Origin of the sequence: Bacillus sp. EB106-08-02-XG196 (genome assembly GCF_013396335.1) — a bacterium.
Classification (GTDB): Bacteria; Bacillota; Bacilli; order Bacillales; family Cytobacillaceae; genus Neobacillus.
This window is the reverse complement of sequence record NZ_JABWSY010000005.1, coordinates 228,067-248,336: the sequence shown is the minus strand read 5'-3', so window position 1 is coordinate 248,336 and position 20,270 is coordinate 228,067. Positions and strand designations below refer to the sequence as shown.

22 protein-coding genes are annotated in these 20,270 nt (G+C 41.8%); 7 read left to right on the top strand and 15 right to left on the bottom strand.

Features of this window, described 5'->3' with window-relative positions; translation table 11 throughout:
• Nucleotides 1-230: 230 nt before the first annotated feature.
• Both MLOOGBEN_RS10055 and MLOOGBEN_RS10050 read left to right on the top strand, forming a co-directional pair.
• Nucleotides 231-3,161, top strand: a complete 2,931-nt coding sequence (locus tag MLOOGBEN_RS10055; RefSeq protein ID WP_179158121.1) for a DEAD/DEAH box helicase — start codon at nt 231-233, stop codon at nt 3,159-3,161.
• 164 nt (nt 3,162-3,325) lie between these two features.
• Nucleotides 3,326-3,916: a CBO0543 family protein gene (locus MLOOGBEN_RS10050; RefSeq protein ID WP_179158120.1), complete on the top strand. Its 591-nt coding sequence runs from the start codon at nt 3,326-3,328 to the stop codon at nt 3,914-3,916.
• 22 nt (nt 3,917-3,938) lie between these two features.
• Here the strand turns inward: MLOOGBEN_RS10050 and MLOOGBEN_RS10045 are convergent, their stop codons facing one another.
• The 3 genes from MLOOGBEN_RS10045 to MLOOGBEN_RS10035 form a co-directional block, all read right to left on the bottom strand.
• Complete coding sequence (locus MLOOGBEN_RS10045) at nt 3,939-5,000, bottom strand: 3D domain-containing protein (RefSeq protein WP_179158119.1); 1,062 nt, start codon at nt 4,998-5,000, stop codon at nt 3,939-3,941.
• A 495-nt stretch (nt 5,001-5,495) separates the two neighbouring features.
• Nucleotides 5,496-6,329, bottom strand: coding sequence for an Rpn family recombination-promoting nuclease/putative transposase (locus tag MLOOGBEN_RS10040; protein WP_179158118.1), 834 nt, complete (start codon nt 6,327-6,329; stop codon nt 5,496-5,498).
• A gap of 40 nt (nt 6,330-6,369) precedes the next feature.
• Nucleotides 6,370-6,765 carry a hypothetical protein gene (locus MLOOGBEN_RS10035; protein WP_179158117.1) on the bottom strand — a complete coding sequence of 132 codons (396 nt, stop codon included), beginning with the start codon at nt 6,763-6,765 and terminating at the stop codon, nt 6,370-6,372.
• Nucleotides 6,766-6,984: 219 nt separating this feature from the next.
• Between MLOOGBEN_RS10035 and MLOOGBEN_RS10030 the strand changes: the two genes are divergently transcribed.
• On the top strand, nt 6,985-7,395 hold the full coding sequence (locus MLOOGBEN_RS10030) for a helix-turn-helix domain-containing protein (protein WP_179158116.1): 411 nt from the start codon (nt 6,985-6,987) through the stop codon (nt 7,393-7,395).
• Between the two features lie 257 nt (nt 7,396-7,652).
• Here MLOOGBEN_RS10030 and MLOOGBEN_RS10025 read toward each other — a convergent pair whose 3' ends face one another.
• Nucleotides 7,653-7,931 (bottom strand): hypothetical protein, encoded by a 279-nt coding sequence (locus MLOOGBEN_RS10025; protein WP_179158115.1) that lies wholly within the window; start codon nt 7,929-7,931, stop codon nt 7,653-7,655.
• Nucleotides 7,928-8,314 (bottom strand): single-stranded DNA-binding protein, encoded by a 387-nt coding sequence (locus MLOOGBEN_RS10020; RefSeq protein ID WP_179158114.1) that lies wholly within the window; start codon nt 8,312-8,314, stop codon nt 7,928-7,930. The genes MLOOGBEN_RS10025 and MLOOGBEN_RS10020 overlap by 4 nt, the downstream gene beginning before the upstream one ends.
• 258 nt (nt 8,315-8,572) lie before the next feature.
• Between MLOOGBEN_RS10020 and MLOOGBEN_RS10015 the strand changes: the two genes are divergently transcribed.
• Nucleotides 8,573-9,004, top strand: a complete 432-nt coding sequence (locus MLOOGBEN_RS10015) for a YwpF family protein (protein WP_179158113.1) — start codon at nt 8,573-8,575, stop codon at nt 9,002-9,004.
• Between the two features lie 42 nt (nt 9,005-9,046).
• Here MLOOGBEN_RS10015 and MLOOGBEN_RS10010 read toward each other — a convergent pair whose 3' ends face one another.
• The 3 genes from MLOOGBEN_RS10010 to MLOOGBEN_RS10000 all read right to left on the bottom strand — a co-directional run bounded on the left by MLOOGBEN_RS10010 (nt 9,047) and on the right by MLOOGBEN_RS10000 (nt 10,340).
• Nucleotides 9,047-9,388 (bottom strand): hypothetical protein, encoded by a 342-nt coding sequence (locus MLOOGBEN_RS10010; protein ID WP_179158112.1) that lies wholly within the window; start codon nt 9,386-9,388, stop codon nt 9,047-9,049.
• Nucleotides 9,389-9,500: 112 nt separating this feature from the next.
• The gene (fabZ, locus tag MLOOGBEN_RS10005; protein ID WP_095247592.1) at nt 9,501-9,926 is read right to left on the bottom strand and encodes a 3-hydroxyacyl-ACP dehydratase FabZ; all 426 of its coding nucleotides are present in this window, start codon (nt 9,924-9,926) and stop codon (nt 9,501-9,503) included.
• An 84-nt stretch (nt 9,927-10,010) separates the two neighbouring features.
• Nucleotides 10,011-10,340, bottom strand: coding sequence for a DNA-directed RNA polymerase subunit beta (locus MLOOGBEN_RS10000; protein WP_179158111.1), 330 nt, complete (start codon nt 10,338-10,340; stop codon nt 10,011-10,013).
• Between the two features lie 141 nt (nt 10,341-10,481).
• On the opposite strand from MLOOGBEN_RS10000, the gene MLOOGBEN_RS29160 reads away from it, so the two are divergent.
• Entirely contained in the window at nt 10,482-10,607 is a 126-nt protein-coding gene (locus tag MLOOGBEN_RS29160; protein WP_256989025.1) for a hypothetical protein, read from the top strand.
• Nucleotides 10,608-10,645: 38 nt separating this feature from the next.
• Here the strand turns inward: MLOOGBEN_RS29160 and mreB are convergent, their stop codons facing one another.
• Both mreB and spoIIID read right to left on the bottom strand, forming a co-directional pair.
• Complete coding sequence (gene mreB, locus MLOOGBEN_RS09995; protein WP_179158110.1) at nt 10,646-11,647, bottom strand: rod shape-determining protein; 1,002 nt, start codon at nt 11,645-11,647, stop codon at nt 10,646-10,648.
• Nucleotides 11,648-12,151: 504 nt separating this feature from the next.
• On the bottom strand, nt 12,152-12,424 hold the full coding sequence (gene spoIIID, locus MLOOGBEN_RS09990) for a sporulation transcriptional regulator SpoIIID (protein WP_007086083.1): 273 nt from the start codon (nt 12,422-12,424) through the stop codon (nt 12,152-12,154).
• Between the two features lie 596 nt (nt 12,425-13,020).
• On the opposite strand from spoIIID, the gene MLOOGBEN_RS09985 reads away from it, so the two are divergent.
• Nucleotides 13,021-13,326 (top strand): MGMT family protein, encoded by a 306-nt coding sequence (locus tag MLOOGBEN_RS09985; protein ID WP_179158109.1) that lies wholly within the window; start codon nt 13,021-13,023, stop codon nt 13,324-13,326.
• Nucleotides 13,327-13,559: 233 nt separating this feature from the next.
• Here the strand turns inward: MLOOGBEN_RS09985 and MLOOGBEN_RS09980 are convergent, their stop codons facing one another.
• The 4 genes from MLOOGBEN_RS09980 to spoIIQ form a co-directional block, all read right to left on the bottom strand.
• Complete coding sequence (locus MLOOGBEN_RS09980) at nt 13,560-14,006, bottom strand: hypothetical protein (RefSeq protein ID WP_179158108.1); 447 nt, start codon at nt 14,004-14,006, stop codon at nt 13,560-13,562.
• A 16-nt stretch (nt 14,007-14,022) separates the two neighbouring features.
• Nucleotides 14,023-14,787 carry a hypothetical protein gene (locus tag MLOOGBEN_RS09975; protein ID WP_179158107.1) on the bottom strand — a complete coding sequence of 255 codons (765 nt, stop codon included), beginning with the start codon at nt 14,785-14,787 and terminating at the stop codon, nt 14,023-14,025.
• Between the two features lie 102 nt (nt 14,788-14,889).
• Nucleotides 14,890-16,890 carry a penicillin-binding transpeptidase domain-containing protein gene (locus MLOOGBEN_RS09970; RefSeq protein ID WP_179158106.1) on the bottom strand — a complete coding sequence of 667 codons (2,001 nt, stop codon included), beginning with the start codon at nt 16,888-16,890 and terminating at the stop codon, nt 14,890-14,892.
• A gap of 109 nt (nt 16,891-16,999) precedes the next feature.
• On the bottom strand, nt 17,000-17,854 hold the full coding sequence (gene spoIIQ / locus MLOOGBEN_RS09965; protein WP_179158105.1) for a stage II sporulation protein SpoIIQ: 855 nt from the start codon (nt 17,852-17,854) through the stop codon (nt 17,000-17,002).
• A gap of 186 nt (nt 17,855-18,040) precedes the next feature.
• Here spoIIQ and MLOOGBEN_RS09960 point away from each other — a divergent pair, with 186 nt between their 5' ends.
• The gene (locus MLOOGBEN_RS09960) at nt 18,041-18,421 is read left to right on the top strand and encodes a VanZ family protein (RefSeq protein ID WP_256989037.1); all 381 of its coding nucleotides are present in this window, start codon (nt 18,041-18,043) and stop codon (nt 18,419-18,421) included.
• A 129-nt stretch (nt 18,422-18,550) separates the two neighbouring features.
• Here MLOOGBEN_RS09960 and MLOOGBEN_RS09955 read toward each other — a convergent pair whose 3' ends face one another.
• Nucleotides 18,551-19,531: an NERD domain-containing protein gene (locus MLOOGBEN_RS09955; protein WP_179158103.1), complete on the bottom strand. Its 981-nt coding sequence runs from the start codon at nt 19,529-19,531 to the stop codon at nt 18,551-18,553.
• Between the last annotated feature and the right edge of the window lie 739 nt (nt 19,532-20,270).

Sequence of the window (20,270 nt, the reverse complement as noted above, 5' to 3'; positions counted from 1 at the left end):
CCTAAAATATTGGTATTTTGGTCTTAAAATAAGTTTTGGACTTTTTTTGAGGAGTTTTGGATTATTTTTCTTGTGTTTTGGACTCTTTTTGAGGCCTTATGGACTTTTTTTCTATTGTTTTGGACTTTTTTAAAGGGGTTTTGGACTTTTAGACAATATTTGGAAGCCACCACCAACCCCTATATTTCCCATTTACACACCCCCCACCCAAGTAAAAGGAGTAACATACGATGCTGAAAACTAGATTTGTTAAGCTTCTGACAATTAAATTAGAAGGTGGTCGCTATCTTTTGGCCGCTAAGGATGAGCACGGGTATGGTCTGCCGCCTTCTGAGTGGAAGAATGTGCTGTTTGGCCGTCATGAAGAGAGCTTTTTTGGCACGCTTCTGGAGACGGAGTCTGTCGGTGGCATCGAGGGTGTGGTGGTCACAGGATGGCACCTTGTCTCTCTTTTTGCGAAGGAGTCGTTCAACCGGTTTATTGACTGGGATTGGAGTGAACAATCGGAAATTTGCCTCGCTGCTGCTCATGCTCTCCATGAAGGGATTCTCGAGAAGGACTGGCTTCCGGATTTTTCCGTTTGGGAAAATGGCGATTTCCGTTGGCAGCTTCCTATCAGGGTGGTGGATGAATTCGATCCTTCCTTTTGGGATCAGGAAGTTGACCCGCAAGAAGAAGCTTCTGGAACCGTGCATGAATTCATCTCTGATTTATACGATCATGCCCTGGATGCCTATTTAACACGAAACGCTTCGATGAAGGAACTTTTTGGACCGAAGCTTGCATTATTGAGGAAACAAAATATTTCTGGTGCTGAGCTGGCAAGGTATTTTGATGAGGATAGCTGGCTCGAATGGGTCGGGATCAAGGAAAGCGACACTCCGTTCACGATTGGACTGAGGTTAGAGGAGCCATTAGATGGCGAGGGTCCTTGGAACCTGGATGTCTTTTTGCGTGGTAAGAAGATTGTCGATGATGTATATGGGCTGGATGCAAAGCTCCCTGCTCGCTGGAAGCCCTTTTTGGAGAGGGTTGACACTGAGCAAAGTCGCTGGGCTCGATTAATTCCCTGGCTGAGTGAGGACGGGATGATCTTGAAGTCTGGGCTCACAGAGGAAGAAGCGTGGATGTTTTTGACGGAGGCCAGTGAAACCCTTGTTGCTTTGGACGTTGAAATTCTGCTTCCTTCCTGGTGGCAGGCAATGAAGAATGCTAATTTGAAGGTGAAGGCCTCTTTGAAAGGATCGTCAAGCCACCGGCCGTCGTTTGTTGGGCTGCAGGCTATGCTTGATTTTAACTGGCGTTTTTCCATGAACGGTGTCGACTTTTCCGAGGAAGAGTTCAGCCAGCTTGTCGAAGAAAAACGTCGACTTGTGTTTATTCGCGGTCGTTGGGTCAAGCTCGACCCAGGCTTTATTCGACAAATTCAGGATTTGATGAAACGTGCTGAGAAAGAAGGCTTGCATGTAAGGGATTTACTTGAGCAGGAGCTGGTCGAGACACCTCTAACTGAGGATGAACTCGAAAATCCAAAAGCCTTCGCGCGCATTCAAATTGAACTGAACAGTCAGTGGAAAAAAATGATTAAACAGCTTTCTGAAGCACATGAGATTCCGATGGAACAGGTTCCCGCAGGACTTCAGGGTGAACTCCGCCCGTACCAGCAGCTGGGTATGAGCTGGCTTTGGTTCCTGCGCCAATACGGTTTTGGCGCCGTCCTCGCCGATGACATGGGCCTCGGGAAAACCGTGCAATTAATCGCGTACCTCCTGAAGGTAAAAGATGAAATCAGTGCTCTTCCGGAAATAGAGACATCTGAAGTGGTGACAGGCACCAAAGGCGGAGCTTCTTCAGAAAAAGGATCTAAGGAAAAGAGCACTACCGCAAAAATACCTGTTAAAGCAGCGTTGATTATTTGCCCAACTTCGGTTCTTGGTAACTGGCAGAAGGAGCTTGAACGGTTTGCTCCAGAAATGAATGTGTATTTGCATTATGGTTCGAACCGGCTAAAGGAAGAGGCGTTTTCGGAAAAGATTCAGGATGCCGATGTAGTTCTGACTTCATACGGGCTTAGCCATATGGACTCGGAGGAGTTTGAGTCAAAACTTTGGAGTTCGATTGCTATTGACGAGGCTCAGAATATTAAAAATGCTGGGACGAAGCAGTCGAAAGCAGTTCGAAGGCTGCGAGCTAGTCATCATATTGCCTTGACGGGGACTCCTATGGAAAACCGTTTATCTGAGTTGTGGTCAATTTTTGATTTTACCAACCACGGCTATCTTGGCAGCTTAGGGCAATTTCAGAAAAAGTTCGTCATTCCGATTGAGAAGGATGAGAAAAAGGAGAAGGTTAATGAGCTTCAGTCTTTAATCCGTCCATTCCTGTTGAGGAGGACGAAAAAGGATGAGGAGGTTGCCCTTAATCTTCCTGACAAGCAAGAGCAAAAGGAATACTGTCCGCTTACAACGGAGCAGGCTTCGTTGTATGAGCAGCTTGTTCGTGATACTTTTGCTGAGATTGAAAAGCTGTCTGGCTTTGAACGTAAAGGATTAATCCTCCAAATGCTCAGCAGGTTGAAGCAGCTTTGTAATCACCCTGCTCTCTATCTGAAGGAAAAGTCAGCTGAAAGAATGCTCCTCGATCGCTCAAATAAACTAGAGAAGCTGGTCGACCTGGTCGATGCTGTTTTGGACTCAGGCGAAAGCTGTCTCATTTTTACTCAATATATTGAAATGGGTGAAATGATTCGTGCGACCATCAAGAAGAAGTTTGGTGTAGAGGTACCGTTCCTGAATGGAAGTGTGCCAAAGACACAGCGTGATAACATGATCGAGCGGTTCCAAAATCAGGAGTTTCCTGTATTCTTGCTATCCTTGAAGGCGGGAGGAACCGGGCTGAACCTGACAGCAGCCAATCACGTTATTCACTATGATCGCTGGTGGAATCCAGCCGTTGAAAACCAAGCAACAGACAGAGCATATCGGATCGGTCAATCCCGCTTCGTTCATGTGCACAAACTCATCTGTACCGGGACACTCGAGGAAAAAATCGACGCCATGCTCGAGAAAAAGCAGCACCTAAACGACCAAATCATCCAAAGCGAAAACTGGATCACCGAACTCTCCACCGACGAACTCAAAGACCTGGTTTATCTAGGGTAGATTTGTCCAATTGGGATAATTTGGTTAATTATACAGTGATGTATATTTGGTGCCTGTCACCACCATCGGTGGTGACAGGCACCTTTTACTTTTTTTGTAGGCATACATTTTGGATTGGGTTTAATACTAATGTTGGAAGATGTAAAAAGTTAAGAGGGAATGCTATGGCGAATAAGGAGAAGGTTATTGATATTCTCGACCGTAATCAACACCAAATTGAAGGGCTCATCAATATAAAAATTGATATCTGGCTGGATCATGTCCTTTTTTCTGGTTTGTGGTGGATGGGCTTGGCCTTATCCATTATTCCTTGGATCATTTGGTTTGTTTTCAGGAAAAGGGAAAGTACGGACCGCTTACTGTATATTGCTTTTTTTACCATGACGATTTCTGTTCTTTTGGATATCGTAGGAGACCAAATCGGTCTTTGGCATTACCGGTATCATGTTATTCCCGTACTTCCTACTTACTTTCCCTGGGATGTTACCTTAATGCCCCTATCAGTAATGTTGTTGCTGCAAGTAAAACCTCACGTAAATCCATGGTTTAAAGCTATTCTCTTTGCACTTCTAGCCTCTTATGTTGGAGAACCAGTCTTTGATTGGTTAGGTGTTTACGTACCAGTAAATTGGCGCTATACCTACTCTGTTCCAATTCAAATTGCCATATATATGAGCGCACATTACCTTAGTAAGCGAAATCATTTCGCTCCGTTATCCGATAAAACAAAAAAGAGATCTAACATCGATTTATGATGTCAAATCTCTTTTTCTAATGCTATGGTAACACTACAACTTTTACTGTTCTTCTGCCCCACGCGAATGCTTGTGCATTGTTTGGCATTAATACATCTATTTTATGGCCTTTGATGGCGCCGCCCGTATCACCCGCTATTGCGACTCCATATCCTTCTACCCATACCTTTGAGCCCAATGGAATAACAGAAGGATCCACTGCGATTAATTTCATATTTGGATTTTCTTTAATATTATAGCCCATGTACGTAATACTTCCTGAAGATTGCCAGCTATAGGCAGTCGAAGTTACATACATTTCTACACCCGTTGGTGCTGGAGCTTTAGTAGCAGCCGGTGTATTAGCAGTGCTCATTGCTTTTACAGAATCTTGTTCTTGGCGAACCTTCTCTTGAGCCGCTCTCAGCTCAGCTTGAATGCCAGCCATTTGTTCGTCAACTTGGCTGTATTTTTGTTGCATGACCGTTAATGATTCCTGTCTCTTTTGCAAGTTTAGAGCTAGTTCATTGTGCTGATTTGAAAGCGTTTCCTTTTCTGCAGCTAGTTGTTCCTCATGCTTTGCAATTTCTTGTTTGTCTTTTTCAATTTGCGCAAGGTCATTTTCTTGTTCATTGATAATATCATTATCAGCGTTAAACAAAGTTGTTACTGCACTTGCACGTTGTATAAGATCTGCCACACTTTTAGATTCTAGAATGACATTGATGGCTACATTCAGTTTTTCATCCTCTTGTAATGCCACTAACCTGCTTTTCATTACATCTTTACGGTTATGAATTTTATCCTGAAGAACCACAATTTCTTCTTTTTTCTTTTCGATCTGTTGTTGAGTTGCCGCGATTCTCTTTTGAGTTTCTGCCAATGCTTCTCTATTTTGTGTTATATAAGATTGTAAAGATTCCATATCATTTTTAATCTTTTCAATTTCTTGGTTAATAGAGTTCTTTTCATTCGCCTTTTGTTCAAGCTCTTGCTCCACACTATGTAAAGCCTCTTTACTTGATTCTGCATGTGCCACAACGGTACCTGACACCAATAATAAGCATGTTAGAAACATGAAAATCATACGCTTTAAAAGTTGCATACTCTTCCCCCTTCTCTATTAATCTATTTATACCATGCCAATGTACCAGTTATATTACAAAAACATTAAAACTCTATCACAATTTGTCATATAACAGTGGTAAACAATGTAAACAGATGAAAAACATAGGTGATTACGCGGTGCCTGTCACCACTCGTGGACATTTCGCCCTTTTTGTCCGCGTGGGGCGGACAGTATGTGTTTCTAACTGTAATACTTACGCTCTTCGATTGTATGGGTTATGAGATTTGGGCACGCGCATAGAAGGGAAAATGCGCTATTTATGTTACATATGGGATGTTTTGGTCTAAATGTGAAAGATAATTGGTCAGCATAAAAAGGGATCCGAAAAAAATCCGGAGCCCTTTCGATAAAATTTGTCATTCTTTTGTAATAATACGATTGATATGGTCATGGCTTTTCCAGGGATGAAGTCTTTTTCCTCTCCATGACCCTCATCCTCGGCGATTACCTCATGCTCCTGGTATTTAAAGGCTATTCTTCGATTTCTTCTAACATCCTGCTCAATTCCTCTACTGTATACGGGGTAAGTTTTGCTGCTTCATTAAGCGGCATTCCTTTAGGCAAAAGACCTTTAACTACACTTAAAATGCCTTTTTCGATACCACTTTCCCTCGCATCTTCTAACCTGCTCCGTTCATCTGATAGAGCCTTTGCCCGCCGTTCGTATTCTCTTCTCGTCTCAGGGTCCGCGCTTAACATTGTCAGCTTTTCCTCTGCTTTACTAATGACATCCATCCTCAAGACCTCCCTTAATATATAATCAGGAACATCATCTTTTAAAAATAGCAGCCAGCAATGGAGTGGATTATTCAAATCATACATGACATCTTCAAACTTTGGAAATTCAATGAAATGAATCTCCAGCAAATCAGTTAAGTTATTATTTGTTTGAGCTTCCCCTAGTTTATAAATAGAATGAAAGCTCTCGCTCCGTAACTCTTCCAACTTAAACCCTAAAATATTGATGGTTACCGTTTTTTTTAGTTCTTTATAATTCCTGCCTGATTCAAAATCCTCTACAAATAGCTTTGACCAATAAAAAAGAGTTCGTGGGATCATGTTTTTTTGGTTTAACAGTTGAACTTCAATATTTACTTTTTCTCCGTCTGCCATTTTTGCCTTAATATTTAAGATACCTAATTTTTCTTCTTCCTTAAAACGGTCTAGTTTTTCACTTTCAATCGTTAGATTCACAATTTCCTTTTTTAGGATTGCATTCAGCAGACCAATTAATAGTTCATTATCATTTTCGTCTCCGAACAATTTTTTAAACAAGAAATCATTTAATAGATTTAGGCGATTCATTACAGTACCTCCCACTATTTTACCATATAATTTCCACCCTTTAGATTTCCTGTTTTTCACACACAGACAAAACCCTCGGTTCCACTTTTTCTCGTAATTTAATTCTCTTAGTTCCTGAATGCATCAGGAATGCGACCTTGTTGTCTTCCATAATCGCAAAGTTTGTGAAGATATCGTAAGCTTCTTCCTCGGACAGCTTTTTCTCGCCTTCGATTAGCTGTAAAGATTGGTGATAACAGTTAAATTGGGAGTTATTCTCACGTATGTGGATGGTAACCCTTGATTGGTGAAGAGGGATAGAATGGTAGGAAAGGTTTGAAGATGGATGATGGGACTTTTTAGAGAGTAAGATGGCGTCGTAGAAATCCGGTTTACCTTTGATCTGCATTTCCATGTGACTCGGTCGTTCCCCGATAAAAACTAATGAGTTTGGCATCCTTTTATTGACCTCCGATGGGACAAATATTTATATCAACATTTATTATTCGACAATAATTTTACAACTCCTTTTTACCCTATGTGCTCTAACCCCCATATACAGAATATTGTGCGCATCCTTCACGCAATTTATTGTGCACATTGAACACATTTGACCTATGGCCATTCTTTTGCCGTTAAGTTAAAAACAACAATTGTTTTTATGGCGGTGATTAAGATGTCTTTATCAAACAAATTGCGAAAGCTGCGTGACAGTCGGAACTGGTCCCAACAGACTCTAGCAGATATGATGAACATGGATCGCTCTACCGTGAGTCGATATGAAACGGGAAGAAGCATCCCCAACTATCAAACCGTGGTCCGATTTGCAGATTTATATCAGGTGGATAAGGAATATTTGGTCGGGGAATTAGATCAGCTCCTTCCTAAAGTCGAGGAGCCTGGATATATCACGAAGGAGAACCCTCCGGACCATGATTTGGGCATCATTCTTCATCTGCTCCAGCAAGAGCCTGAATTGAAAAAGAATCTGCTCGATATCCATCTCATGCCGGCAAAGCGCCGGGCATTTTTTATCGAATTAATAACTTATCAGATTAAAGCAATAAAAAAACATAAAAACATCTAAAAAATAGGCCGCTGATCTAGTATCAGCGGCCTTGAAAAATAAAACACAGGGGGTTTTGTACTATTGTGCCCTGCTGGCCATAATTTATACGAAAAAATAGATAAAAAAATTCCGGCGCTGCTTGGCCGGAAAATGGGGATTATTTTGGAGAGCAATCGCTTTTCTATATTCTAACTTCGGGGAAAAATTTTTAAAAAGGTACCTGAAGTTGTTTTTAGTTTTACCAAAATAATTCAAGATATTGTAGGATTTTATTTTTAAAAATGAACAGAGATTTGGTCGTGAATTTCAGATTGTGAGTGTGTGTGAGGATGTGTGGGGTAATTTCTGATAGGGCTCCAGTCTTGTTCCTTTAGCTGCCCTTTCATAATCCATTCTAGCTGGCTAATTCTCTTCTGCAGACTCTCCGTGTTCTGGGTCATCTCAATCATTCTTTTTTGCAGATGGTCGTTATTCTGATTGGCTCGGCCCACCATTTTAATCAAACTTTCAAGCAGCTGTTCTAAACTAGCGGCTACATCATCACGATTTGTCAAAACGGCAGCTCCTCCTTCGTAACGGGAACCGTAACCGGCGGTGGTATAAGAGGTGTCGAATTGGGCTTTGCACCTAAGAATTGGATCGATTCGGCCACTACCTCTGTCACATAAACCCTTTTTCCTTCTTTATTGTCATAGCTCCGCGAATGCAGCCTGCCTGTTATCCCAACAATTGAGCCTTTCTGGCAGTATTGAGCAGTATTTTCGGCTGCCTTTTTCCAGAGGGTGCATTGGACGAAATCCGCCTCAATTTCTCCATGCTGATTTCTGAATTGCCGGCTAACAGCCAAGGTGATAGAAGTTACCGACAGCCCTTCACCTGTTTTCCTTAACTCCGGATCCCGCGTGAGTCTTCCGACAATCGTGACTTGATTGATCATACACATTCTCCTCTCCTTTTGATGGCTTAATCATAGCCCCTCAGGAACCTTCCTGTAAAATGGTGATATGAAAATTTCCGACAAGGTTCTACCTTCAAATTCATGAATATACCTAAGTCAAAAACCGAGTTGGAAGGCTATTTTTTACATAAAGTGCTATCTTGCAAAATGCGACAAATATTTTTCGACATTTGTTTCTAGTTTGAATATGTTATAATTTAGAAAATGTGACCTGAGATCGAAACGGAGGTATCGCTGATGAAAACCTTTAAGTTAGTCGCTTTGGAAGTGGTTGACGATGGAAATACAGTGGAAATCCCATTAGTAGATGGATTAATTATCAATAAAGAGAACGAATGTGCCAGCTGGCTGCTTGAGGCCTATACGGATTTTTCTTTATATGATTTTTTCAAGAAAATCGAGGAGCAAAGCCGCGAGGTCATCGTACAAGCGGTGATTTCGAAGCGTGAAAACACTCCTGCTTATTTCCAAACGAGAATTGCCTCACTTCACAAATTTGAAAAACATATTAGTGTCCTGTTCGAAGGTCAATTGCGCCGAAACAGGAGTGATTATTCCGAGCTGCTGCTCGACAGCCTGCTTGAAAAAGGGCTTGGCGGTCAGGCTTTACTCGAAGAATTCAAGGATAAAATGAAAAGTAAACCGAAATTAAAAATTAAACATGACTAGTGAAAGGGGCGGGCTGATTTCATTCAGCCTGCCCCATGTACTTTATTCGTCTTTATTGTCGCGGTCGTTCATATCACGATCGTCTTCGATGATATCTTCGCGATTTGTGTTTCTGTCTCTCATCATGTCTTTGTCTGTATCAGTGTTTCGGTCGTTGTTGTTAAAACGAGTGTTTTCGTTACCTAAACCATTATCGTCGTTGCCATTTAAACCATTGTTGTTGTTGTCGTTACCATCCAAGTTGTTGTCGTCATCCATTGGTGTATCGACTTCATCATTAACTGGCGGTGGCGGATTTTGGTCATCATCACCCACATTACAACCTGCTAACATAAACCCTGATAGAAGCGCACTTAATAGCACTAAAAACAGCTTTTTCTTCAAACTTAAAAGCCCCTTTCCATGTGAAAAATATTGACCCGTTTAAATTGGTCTGATGTTATTTTCCCCAAGATTTTAAGGACTATTACAAAAAAATAACCGGGAGGATTCCCGATTATTTTCCTAGTGCAAAAGTAATTTCAGCTTCGCAGGCAATTTCGCCATCTACTGTCGCCACCGCTTTACCTTTTCCAATCGGTCCGCGCAGGCGAATTATTTCGACTTCTAGTCGAAGCTGATCCCCTGGTTTAACTTGTCTTTTGAAACGACAGCCATCAATTCCTGCAAAAAAGGCTAATTTTCCTCGATTTTCTTCTTTTTTCAATACAGCCACCGCGCCAACCTGTGCAAGCGCCTCAACGATTAGCACCCCTGGCATAACCGGATAATCAGGAAAATGGCCATTGAAGAATTCTTCATTGGCTGTTACATTTTTGATTCCAACCGCCCTGACCCCTTCTTCAATTTCCAAAATTTTATCTACAAGCAAAAACGGATAACGATGGGGAATGATTTCTTTTATTTGTGTCACATCTAACATTTTAGTACCTCCTATTAGGAACAGATATATACATTTTACTATTAAGAGGATACAAAAAGGAAGGGCAAGTACGCCCTTCCTCGTTTATTTTTTTTCAACTAAATCGATAATATGTGTCCAAGTGGACCCTTTTAGCACATCTCCGGCATTTCCATTCCCAAGCACACTGTACCCAACCGTGGCACCTGCAAGGGCAAAAACTCCAGTCAAAATGACCAACAAGACAATCCTCAGCCAAATTGGAATAAGTCGGATTCGAATTCTCTTATTCGTATTTTCAGCTGGGGCTTTTTGAGCACTTTTGACTTTAGAAGCTTTTTGCGTGGTTGTAGCTTCTACAGCCTTTCGCCCATCGTCCTTTGTCTTTTTAAACTCTTCCCTCGTCTTCACCTGTTTTAGATGATTAACTGACATCTCTTATTCCCCTTTAACCGAAATCCTCTATATAGTATTGGACCTTTAGTTAGCCTGATTTTACATTTTACCTAATATTATACTCTATTTTATAAAATAATTAGGGAATTAGCAGTAAATTTTTGCAGAAAAAGTATTTCCATGGCAAAAAGTGGCGAAAAATCCTTTGTAAAGGGGAAGGTATGTGCCGATTCCGGTGCCTTCGATATACGTGCCAACCTAACTCCGATGCTGATCAAACCAAATAAAAAAAGCCCAATGATTTGATGTCATTAGACTTTTTATAAGGTAAGATGTCCTACCTGTTAACCAAGTTTTCTTTTCGCAATTCGGTCAATATTGTCTAACATAATGCCTGTTCCAATTGCCACGCAGTCCATTGGATTTTCTGCTACTAGGACTGGCACCTTCAACTCGTCAGCTAACAACGTGTCAATACCGTGAAGTAATGCTCCGCCACCTGTTAAGATAACGCCGCGGTCGATGATGTCAGCTGATAATTCTGGCGGTGTGCGTTCAAGAACGCTTTTTGCCGCCTGAACAATCACGGACACAGACTCACGCAGTGCACCTTCGATTTCTTCTGAACGAACCGTAATCGTACGCGGCAGGCCGCTGACCATGTCTCGACCACGAATTTCCATTTCTTCCGAGCGTGATCCTGGAAATACGGTACCTATGTTGATTTTAATATTCTCAGATGTTCGCTCACCGATCAATAGCTTGTACTCACGCTTGATGTAGTTGAGGATTTCCATGTCGAACTTGTCGCCGGCCATTTTAATGGAAGATGAAGTAACGATATCGCCCATTGAAAGGACCGCTACATCCGTTGTTCCACCGCCGATGTCAACGACCATATTACCGCTTGGCTGGAAAATATCCATCCCGGCGCCAATCGCTGCCACTTTCGGCTCCTCTTCTAGGTAAATCTTCTTTCCGCCGCTTTTTTCAGCCGCTTCTCGAATTGCTTTTTGCTCCACACTTGTGATGTTCGTCGGACAGCAAATCAAAATACGCGGTTTTGATAAAAAGCCTTTCACGTTAAGCTTATTAATAAAATGTTTTAACATTGCTTCTGTTACGTCAAAGTCAGCAATTACTCCATCCTTCAATGGACGAATCGCGACAATGTTTCCAGGTGTACGTCCAACCATGCGGCGAGCTTCCTCACCTACAGCAAGAACTCGATTTGTATTTTTGTCTATAGCAACAACAGATGGCTCATTCAATACAATTCCACGGCCTTTTACGTGAATTAACACGTTAGCCGTTCCCAAATCAATCCCAATATCCCTAGCAAACATTCTCTTTTCTTTCCTCCTTGAAACGGTCATACTTTCCTAATTGTTAATTGTATCATATTCCTTAAAATTTCCATACTCTTAACTCAAAAAACGTAGAAATTTGTCGGAAAAAATTTATTAGAAGAGAATGCTGCTACTTTTAGCCATTGGCTGTGTTAGATTTGGCTGTTGATTTGTGCTCCGGGCGCTTCGCTTTCCGCAGGCGGTTCGGGAAGCCTCCTCGGCGCAAAGAGATAAGCGGGGTCTCCCCTGTCCCGTCCTCCTGCAGGACATTGATTTACTTCCTCGAATCTGCCCACGCACGAAGAAAGTGCGATAGTATTTTCGAGGAGTCTCGCGCCCTCCGCACAAATCAACAGGTTCTAAAATCTATATTTTCCTTTCACACAGCCTAAATTAAAAATGGCCCTTTCCCCGACTTTCTTAGAATGCACCAAGAAGTCCTTGAAAATGGCCATTTCAAAACATTTTTTCTTTTTTACGAAAGATTTTCTGAAAGTCGGCCTATTTAACGGCCTCACCCTCTTTTTCTTCCTTCTGATATTTCATTTTTGTCGCTTCTCCACCTCGGAGATGTCTGATCGATTTATGATAATCTAGTATCTCTTTTACTTCATTTGCCAGCTCAGGATTTATTTCAGGAAGTCTCTCTGTCAAATCTTTATGGACAGTACTTTTGGACACGCCAAACTCCTTCGCTATTACACGAACCGTTTTCCTCGTCTCCACGATATACTTTCCAATCTTGATAGTTCTCTCTTTGATGTAATCGTGCACACCACTCGCCCTCCCTAAATTGGATGTGAGAAGTGCGAAATGAGATCCGCTTATCACTAAGACGAATTACTGTAACCGCAAAGTGTCCGCCCCCCGTGGACAGTGTCCACGAGCGGTGCCTGTCACCATTTATGCAACTATGCGGTATTACGATGAATAATCATGTCCCCAACTGAATTCACAAAGGCCTCAAACGACTCTTCACCTCAAACACTCTCTTTGTAAAGGTTTGTAACCATTTTATTAGCTTGGATACGGGAATATGCACGAATTACTGAATAAGGACAAGACTGTTCATAAATTATTTGAAAAATCAGATACTTCAAGTACTTTTTACCACTAAATCGACAATTTGACGAAAGTGCTGAAGACCGCATGAAATATGGGGTTATTTTGGAAATGAGGAGTCCTTTCAATTATTTCCCGAGAAATTTGTCAGCACTAAATGTCGAATGAAAATTTTATTGAAAATAATATTTTTTGTTCATTTTATCGTTTTTTTAGCTTATTTCACTGTTTCAACGATAATTTTTTCACTGTCTTTTTAACAGAATAATATATAATGGTGGAAGTTAGACTGAAAGGAAATTCGAAATATGCAGCCTTTTACAGAAAAAGTCATAGGTATTATTAAAAATATTCCTGAAGGCAAGGTAATGACCTATGGACAAATAGCCAGAGAGGCTGGAAGCCCGCGTGCTGCACGGCAGGTCGTCAGGGCCCTGCACTCGATGAGCAGGAAGCATCACCTTCCCTGGCACCGTGTCGTCAATGCTAAGGGACAAATCGCCCTTAAGGACGATGAATCCTACCATGAACAGCTCTTCTCGCTCGAAAGTGAAGGAATTGAAATTGGACTAAACGGAATCATTGACCTCGTGAAATACCAATACCACCCCTAAGAAAGAAAGAGGTGGTATTTATATTTTGGCTGTTTTCGCAAAGATTGTTGTTATTATTGGTTACTAACGTTTTTTGCTTAAGTTGCCTCAACTTCGGACACTATGACTCTGAAATTCATCAAGCTTGTCTGAAGTTGTCACAGGTTCGGACACCAGGACTCTTAAATTCCTCAAGCTTGTCTGAAGTCACCCCTGGTATTTGTACAGAAGGCAACAAAGTTTACGAAAAGACCCTATATCTTCGTTAGACCAAGCGCAAAATGGTCCCATAATATTTTTTCTACCTGTTCCCATTTTCGGTCCTCACAACGAACCATGAGGACAATTTCTGATGTGATCTTTGCATTCCCTCTTTTATTTTTCCTGAGGAGAAACATCTTCAAAAGAAACCCTAACAGCAGCCCCGAAACGGCGCCAATGATTCCCCAAAGAATTGGCCCCCATTCCAGGACATACCCATAAATCGCACCGAGCAGCATGAAGCAGGTTCCTAAAATCGCTGGTCCGTCAAACAGACTAAATCCATCCGATTTGTGGATGGTATCGAACAACCCCCTCAATTCCTTACGCTTATCAAGCGGAGCCGCTAAAATTAATTCCTTTGTGATCCCCTGCTGCTCTAGTGCTGTAATGGCTAATTCAATATAAATAGAATTCTCAAACGTAGCAATAACAAACATCCACTCATCTCACTTTTTAGAAAGGAAATATGAACTTATTCTTTTGATAATTTTCTCGTAAAAACTTCTTCATTTCTTTTTCAAAAAGAAGATTATAATCCACTGTTGAATTATAAGCGTCATATAATATAAAAAAATAGATGGAAGGCAGATAAAGGAGCCACTGCATATCTACTACCTTTTTCACCTCTGAAAACTTGCCGAGCATCGTGTATTGGATTCCTTCTGGAATATGTCCAAAATACATAATGGCTACAGTGTAGGCAAAAATAAAAAATCCCGCAATCACTTTATGTACATACAAATGTCCTAAGCCCGGGAATAGTGCCGACCATGTCACAGCGACCCATGGTTTACGCTTATCCATGAAGTTTATATCCCAAGCCCCCATGGCATTCGGACGAAGCGAAGCATCCTCACGATCGGCTAATATGTATTGCTTGTTCAAATCAACCGTGGTTCGATAGCTGTCCCAGATACCAAACATATAGATTCCTACATAAAGCATAAGCCAGCGTTCATCCATCACTTCCTTGGCTTCACCAAAGTTACCCGTTAGTGTGTATAATATCCCAAGATTTACATTCGCCTTTCCATTAATAAACATCTCCCAAATGATAAGAATAAACCCTGCGATATAGCGATGCAGTAATAGATGGCCAAATCCAGGATAAGAAAAGGCAAAAAACGCAACCACCCATGGGTTCTTGGTTTGAAGGATTGATGTCGAAAATTGAGATAAGTGTGCTCTGTATCTTCGAGCTTGAGGATTTTGGCTCAAATCGCTACTCCTGTCTTTTTCCTACTATTTTTTCTAGTTCAGGTTTAATTATCCTTACACATAACAAAAAAACAGAAACCAGCAGCTGGTTTCTGTTTTAGGTCACTTATTTCGCATAAAAACATTTTTTACTTTTTTCACTGGAATCTGTGAACCCCCGCGGTCCAGAACGTTTTCGACCATCATCGCGACCATTAATCCTGGTGAGCTGGTATTGTAGGCAATGAACCAGCCGTTTTCCGTTCCTTTTTCACCTTGCTTTTCTTTAATTTCTGCTGTCCCGGTTTTTCCGGCTAGTGGATAGTCTGCGATGTTAGCAGCATGCGCCGTTCCATCCGTATCACCCACTACCTTTCTTAACATCGAAGAAACCGTTGTGGCAATCTCAGGAGAAACCACTGCTTTCTCACTCTTCTCAGCATCTAGGATCAGGCTAGGCTTAACCATATTTCCACCATTTACAAATGGAGTATACGTTTCAAGCAAATGAACGATACTCATTTGAATTTGCCCTTGGCCATATCCTGAATCCGCTAAGAAAATTTCGTTTTCCAATTTCCCAATCGTTGACTTTTCAAGCGGGAATGGATAGTCAGACTCTTCCTCAAAGCCAAACTCCTTAAGTCCCGCCGCAAACGGCTCTTTTCCAATTCCTAATGCTGTCTGCGCGAAATAAATATTGTCCGAGAAAACCATCGCTTTTTCGAGATTAACAGGATTGGCTTCATGAACCCTCGTCACAAAATAGTTACCCCACGAGGCACCCTTCTGCCATTTCAATCCTTTTATATCCATCGTTTGCTCTGGAGTGATGGTCTTGTTTGTGAGCCCAATCGCCGCTGTAATTGGTTTGAACACCGAACCTGGTGCATACGCCTTATTGAACCTGGTCGTCATCGGCTTGAGTGGATCCTCCTGAAGCTGGTCCCACTCGTCACCTGAGAAGCCCAGGGTGGCTTGATTTGGGTCAAATGATGGTGAACTGACAAGTGCCAGCGTCTCACCACTCACGGGGTCTATCGCCGCTCCTGCCCCTGCTTCACCAACAAGCTCTGCATACAGACTAGCCTGCAGGTCGATATCGATGGTAAGCGATATCTCCTTCCCATCCTCTACCGGCTTTTCAGCTAGGATTTCTGTCGATCCATCCGGCTTTTTAATCGTGATCTTTACGCCGCTATGCCCTTTAAGCTGCTCGTCAAAAACTTCTTCGAGCCCTCTTTTACCAATCACGTCATTACTTGAATAGCCTTTATCCTTTAACTTTTCGAGCTCTTCTGCGGTAATCGAGCCGACATAACCGATTAAATGAGCCGCCGCTTCGTTGTAGGGATAAATTCGCGCTTCCACCTTTTTAGTTTGCACCGGCTCTAAGGCGATTAACTGGGCGATACGCTCCGTATCGTCCATCGATACCTTCTTTAACGGCACAAACAAATCGGGCTTCACCCAGCTGGCATTAAGCGCTTTGTTGATTTGCTCAGGTGTCATTTTTAATAGGCGGGATAATTGTGGAATAACCGTCTCCTCCTGCCCCTCAAACTTCCCAGGGACCACTCCCACCTCATACACCTGTCCATTCATAGCTAGCCCATTTCCTGCCCGGTCAAAGATTTGACCGCGCTTAGGCTTAACGCTGCTAATCCCGATTTTGTCGCCATCCTTCAATTGTGGAAAAATATACGTCGTGTTCCAGTCCACATACCAGTTATTTTCTTTGTCACGTTCTTCTTTTTTCAGCTTAGCATTGTGTGTAAATTCGATAGGCCCAGCGATGCTGTCCATAGATGCGGAAAAATCATATGTAATATTGTCTTGATCCTTGTCCAACTCTTGTTCTTCCGTTGGTTTAGTAAAGTTAATCTTGAGGTCTTTTATTTGTAGGTCATCGTAGATTTTTTTGTAGCGATTGGTGAAGTCTTCTTTCGAGATTACCTCTTTGGAGCCCTCTGTAAGGTAGTCATACATCTTATCAAACTTTTGCTCATTCCATAGCTTTATGTATGCGTCGAATCGGTCCTCGGGCGTGGGTTCCTTGCTGCAGCCAGCTGCCACCATCGCGAAGAGAACAAGTGTCACCAGCAGCCCTATTATTTTTTTCAAAAAAGATCCCCCCTTTTCCACCAGTTTACCATATTTATCTAAATAAAACGCAGGCAAAAGCACACAAAAAAAAGAGGAAGGTAGATTCCCCTTTCCCCTTTGTTGATTATTAAGAGTTTGTTTTGTCTGTTGACTCAGAAGATTCATCATCGGATGGAGCATCTTCATCTGAAGGAGTTTCTTCCTTTGAAGGAGTTGTCTCATCACTCGCCGGGTCCTCAATCATTTGTTGTTTCGGACTCTTTTTATCTCCTGGATTTTCATCCGCTGCAGTTTCTTCCTGTAATTCGCTTACTGGTTTGTTAAAAAAGTCAGTTGGATTTACTGGGATACCATCTTTACGGATTTCAAAATGTACATGTGTTCCAGCTTCTTCTTGGTACAAGCTTTGTCCAGCCATGGCAAGAACTTGTCCTTGTTTGACTTTGTCGCCAACCTTAACCTTTACATCTTTAACCGACTGATATTTTGTTATAATATTTTTATCGTGTTCGATTTCGATGACATTACCAAGGGTAGCATCTTCTTCGACTCTAGTAACTTTCCCGCTTAGGGCAGATACTACATCAAAGGTTTCGCCATCTTTGGATGTGAAGTCAATACCAGTATGCGGCTCATAATTATTGTTGTAAACGACTAATGCCGCTTCTTGCTTTTCTTCACTTGCATTGTCATCATAGAATTCCATTTTGACGGTTGTCTCCATTGGATTCTTCACCGGCATTTTAAGGTTTTCCAAGCTTGAGTTAACCTCAAGTGCTGGAGTATCGTTCTTTTTACCTGTTAGGTCAGAAGACTCGTAATCATACTTGTCTGTTGCATTGTCGCTGCCTTGGAACCAAAGAACACCTGTCAGAATGATTGCTGCACTTGCAATATAAATGGCTGGAAATACCCAACGCTTTTTGAAAAAGCGTTTAACGCTGGAACCTTGAGAAGATCGCTTGTTTTCTTCCTCTCTCATTTTCATCACCTCAGCAATCATTCTGAACAGATAAGTAGAATTATATACACTAGTAAAAAAATTTTTTCCACTTATTTTTTGAAAGTACGGAAGTTTTTATGCATCATTGTTAAAAATTTATTTTTTTGGAGGAACATTTTTATGAACGTCTTCAAATGGATCTTGCGAATCCTGCCTTTCTTCTATATGGGAGCCATCTGGGTGATGTCGAGTCTCCCATCCAATCATTTTGTCGAACTCCCCGATTCCGCGCTCGATCGGACCATAAAGGAATCCCTGCATTTAATAGAGTTCGCCATTCTCTATGTATTACTAGTTTTGGCCTTCCTCACACGCCGAGGGCCGTTCACTATGCGTCTCAACGTCTTATGTGCCGTCATAGCCGGTCTCTACGGGGTAACAGACGAGATTCACCAATCCTTCTACGCTTACCGCTCAGCGTCCTGGTTTGACCTCGTAAAAGACGTCACCGGGATACTCGTATGTTTTTATTTTATTCGGGGTGCGCTGTTTAAGGGTCGATTTATGCGGTTAGGGAAGGTGCTTGGATTCTTGAGGAAATGGTAGCCACAGCGTGGGGTTAAGGGCAGGTCCCTGGGATTGCTAGGGAATTTTAGCCAATGCGCAAAGTTAAGCGGAGGTCCCTTTGGGTTTGTGAAGAAATTGTAGCCACTGCGCGGCTTGTGCGGTGGTTTTTTATTGGTGGTAAATTTTGAACTTGAATTTGCCTGTACTATATAAGTTCATAGATGTTAAATACTGATGGGCCATTTTTGGAGAATTTATTTGTAAAAACCCACGTGCCTCAGCGTTATTAATGGTGGGGCTTATGAGATGAAAATAGTCTTGAAGTGTGTCGATGAAGGCTGTTTTTGATTGGTTTCTACATTTTGGGCATTTCCATGTTCCAGACTGATAGGTCATTGGTAGGAATGAGCATTCTGGGCAATGAACACCTGTAAGAATCTCATTTCGGGAAAGGTTGTGCTTTGAGAGTAATTGGGGATCTTCAGGAGAGTGGTTGGTTAATAGAAGTTTGTTTATTTTCCGCAGCTCTTTTTCATCTAGCAATTCTAACTTATAATCATTGGTAATTTGGTCAATCCGCTCTAGCAAGTATTCACTATTACAAGCATTCCACTTGTATTTATTGTCTTCCCCTATGATGATATTGGACTTTTCATTACTGTTGACAAACAAGTACTGGATGGGGATCCCCGGAACATTATGCAGCTTGAGCCACTCTCTCAGCTTAAAAGCTTGTAGCCTTGCTTGAAAAATAGGATTCTTCGTTCTCTCCATTTTCCCATTTACATCGATGGTGGTTTGATGGAGGACTTTATCAAAGTGCCAATCCCTTGCCCAATTTTTTACCTCCAGCACCAGCGCAAAGTAGGCACACAGAATAAGGATGTCAATTTGGAAGAAATAGTTGCCGTGGTAAAAACGAAGATCGTGATAAATTCGGTAATTAAGGTCTGCGATGGGTTCTAAATGAAAGTTCATTACTGACTCCTCGCCTAGGAAACCCGTCATTCGATTATTATACTCGGTCACCACATCGAATTTGACAAGGTGATTCTCACTTAATCTCCTTATTAAAACTCGATACTTTACAATATTTGGCGGAAGCACACATGGTTTCGCGATCATTTCATCAGCCCTTTCTGTTTTCATACTATTTCCTTTCCGTTGTGTGTGAATCCTTCTTTTATATTGTTACAAAAATAAGTTGTTTTTCTATTACCTTTTTTATAGGAAAATCTCTAACCTGCACAAATTATTGCTCCACCTGCGGATTTGGCCCAGTTACCTGCCTAGTTCTCCACCTTACCTGCGGATCCCCTTTGTTTATCTGCCTAACAAATTTCCCAACCTAACTTGGGAGCTGAAACAGCCAAGCTGATGCCTGGCTTAGGTAATTCATTTCCCTATATATGGATATTTAGCTCAAAATATAGCTTGGAGTCTGGATTTTGGCTGGTTTTTCTATTACCATTTTTATAGAAGAACCTCTTACCTGCACAAATACTCTCTCCATCTGCGGATTTGACTCGCTTACCTGCCTAGCTCTCCATCTTACCTGCGGATCCCCTTTGTTTATCTGCCTAACTAATTCCTCACCCCAACTTGTAAGCTGAAACAGCCAGGCTGATGCCTGGCTTAGGTAATTCATTTCCCTATATATGGATATTTAGCTCAAAATATAGCTTGGAGTCTGGATTTTGGCTGGTTTTTCTATTACCATTTTTATAGAAGAACCTCTTACCTGCACAAATACTCTCTCCATCTGCGGATTTGACTCGCTTACCTGCCTAGCTCTCCATCTTACCAGTGGATTCCCTTTGTTTATCTGCCTAACAAATTCCCCACCGCAACTTGTAAGCTGAAACAGCCAGGCTGATGGCCTGGCTCA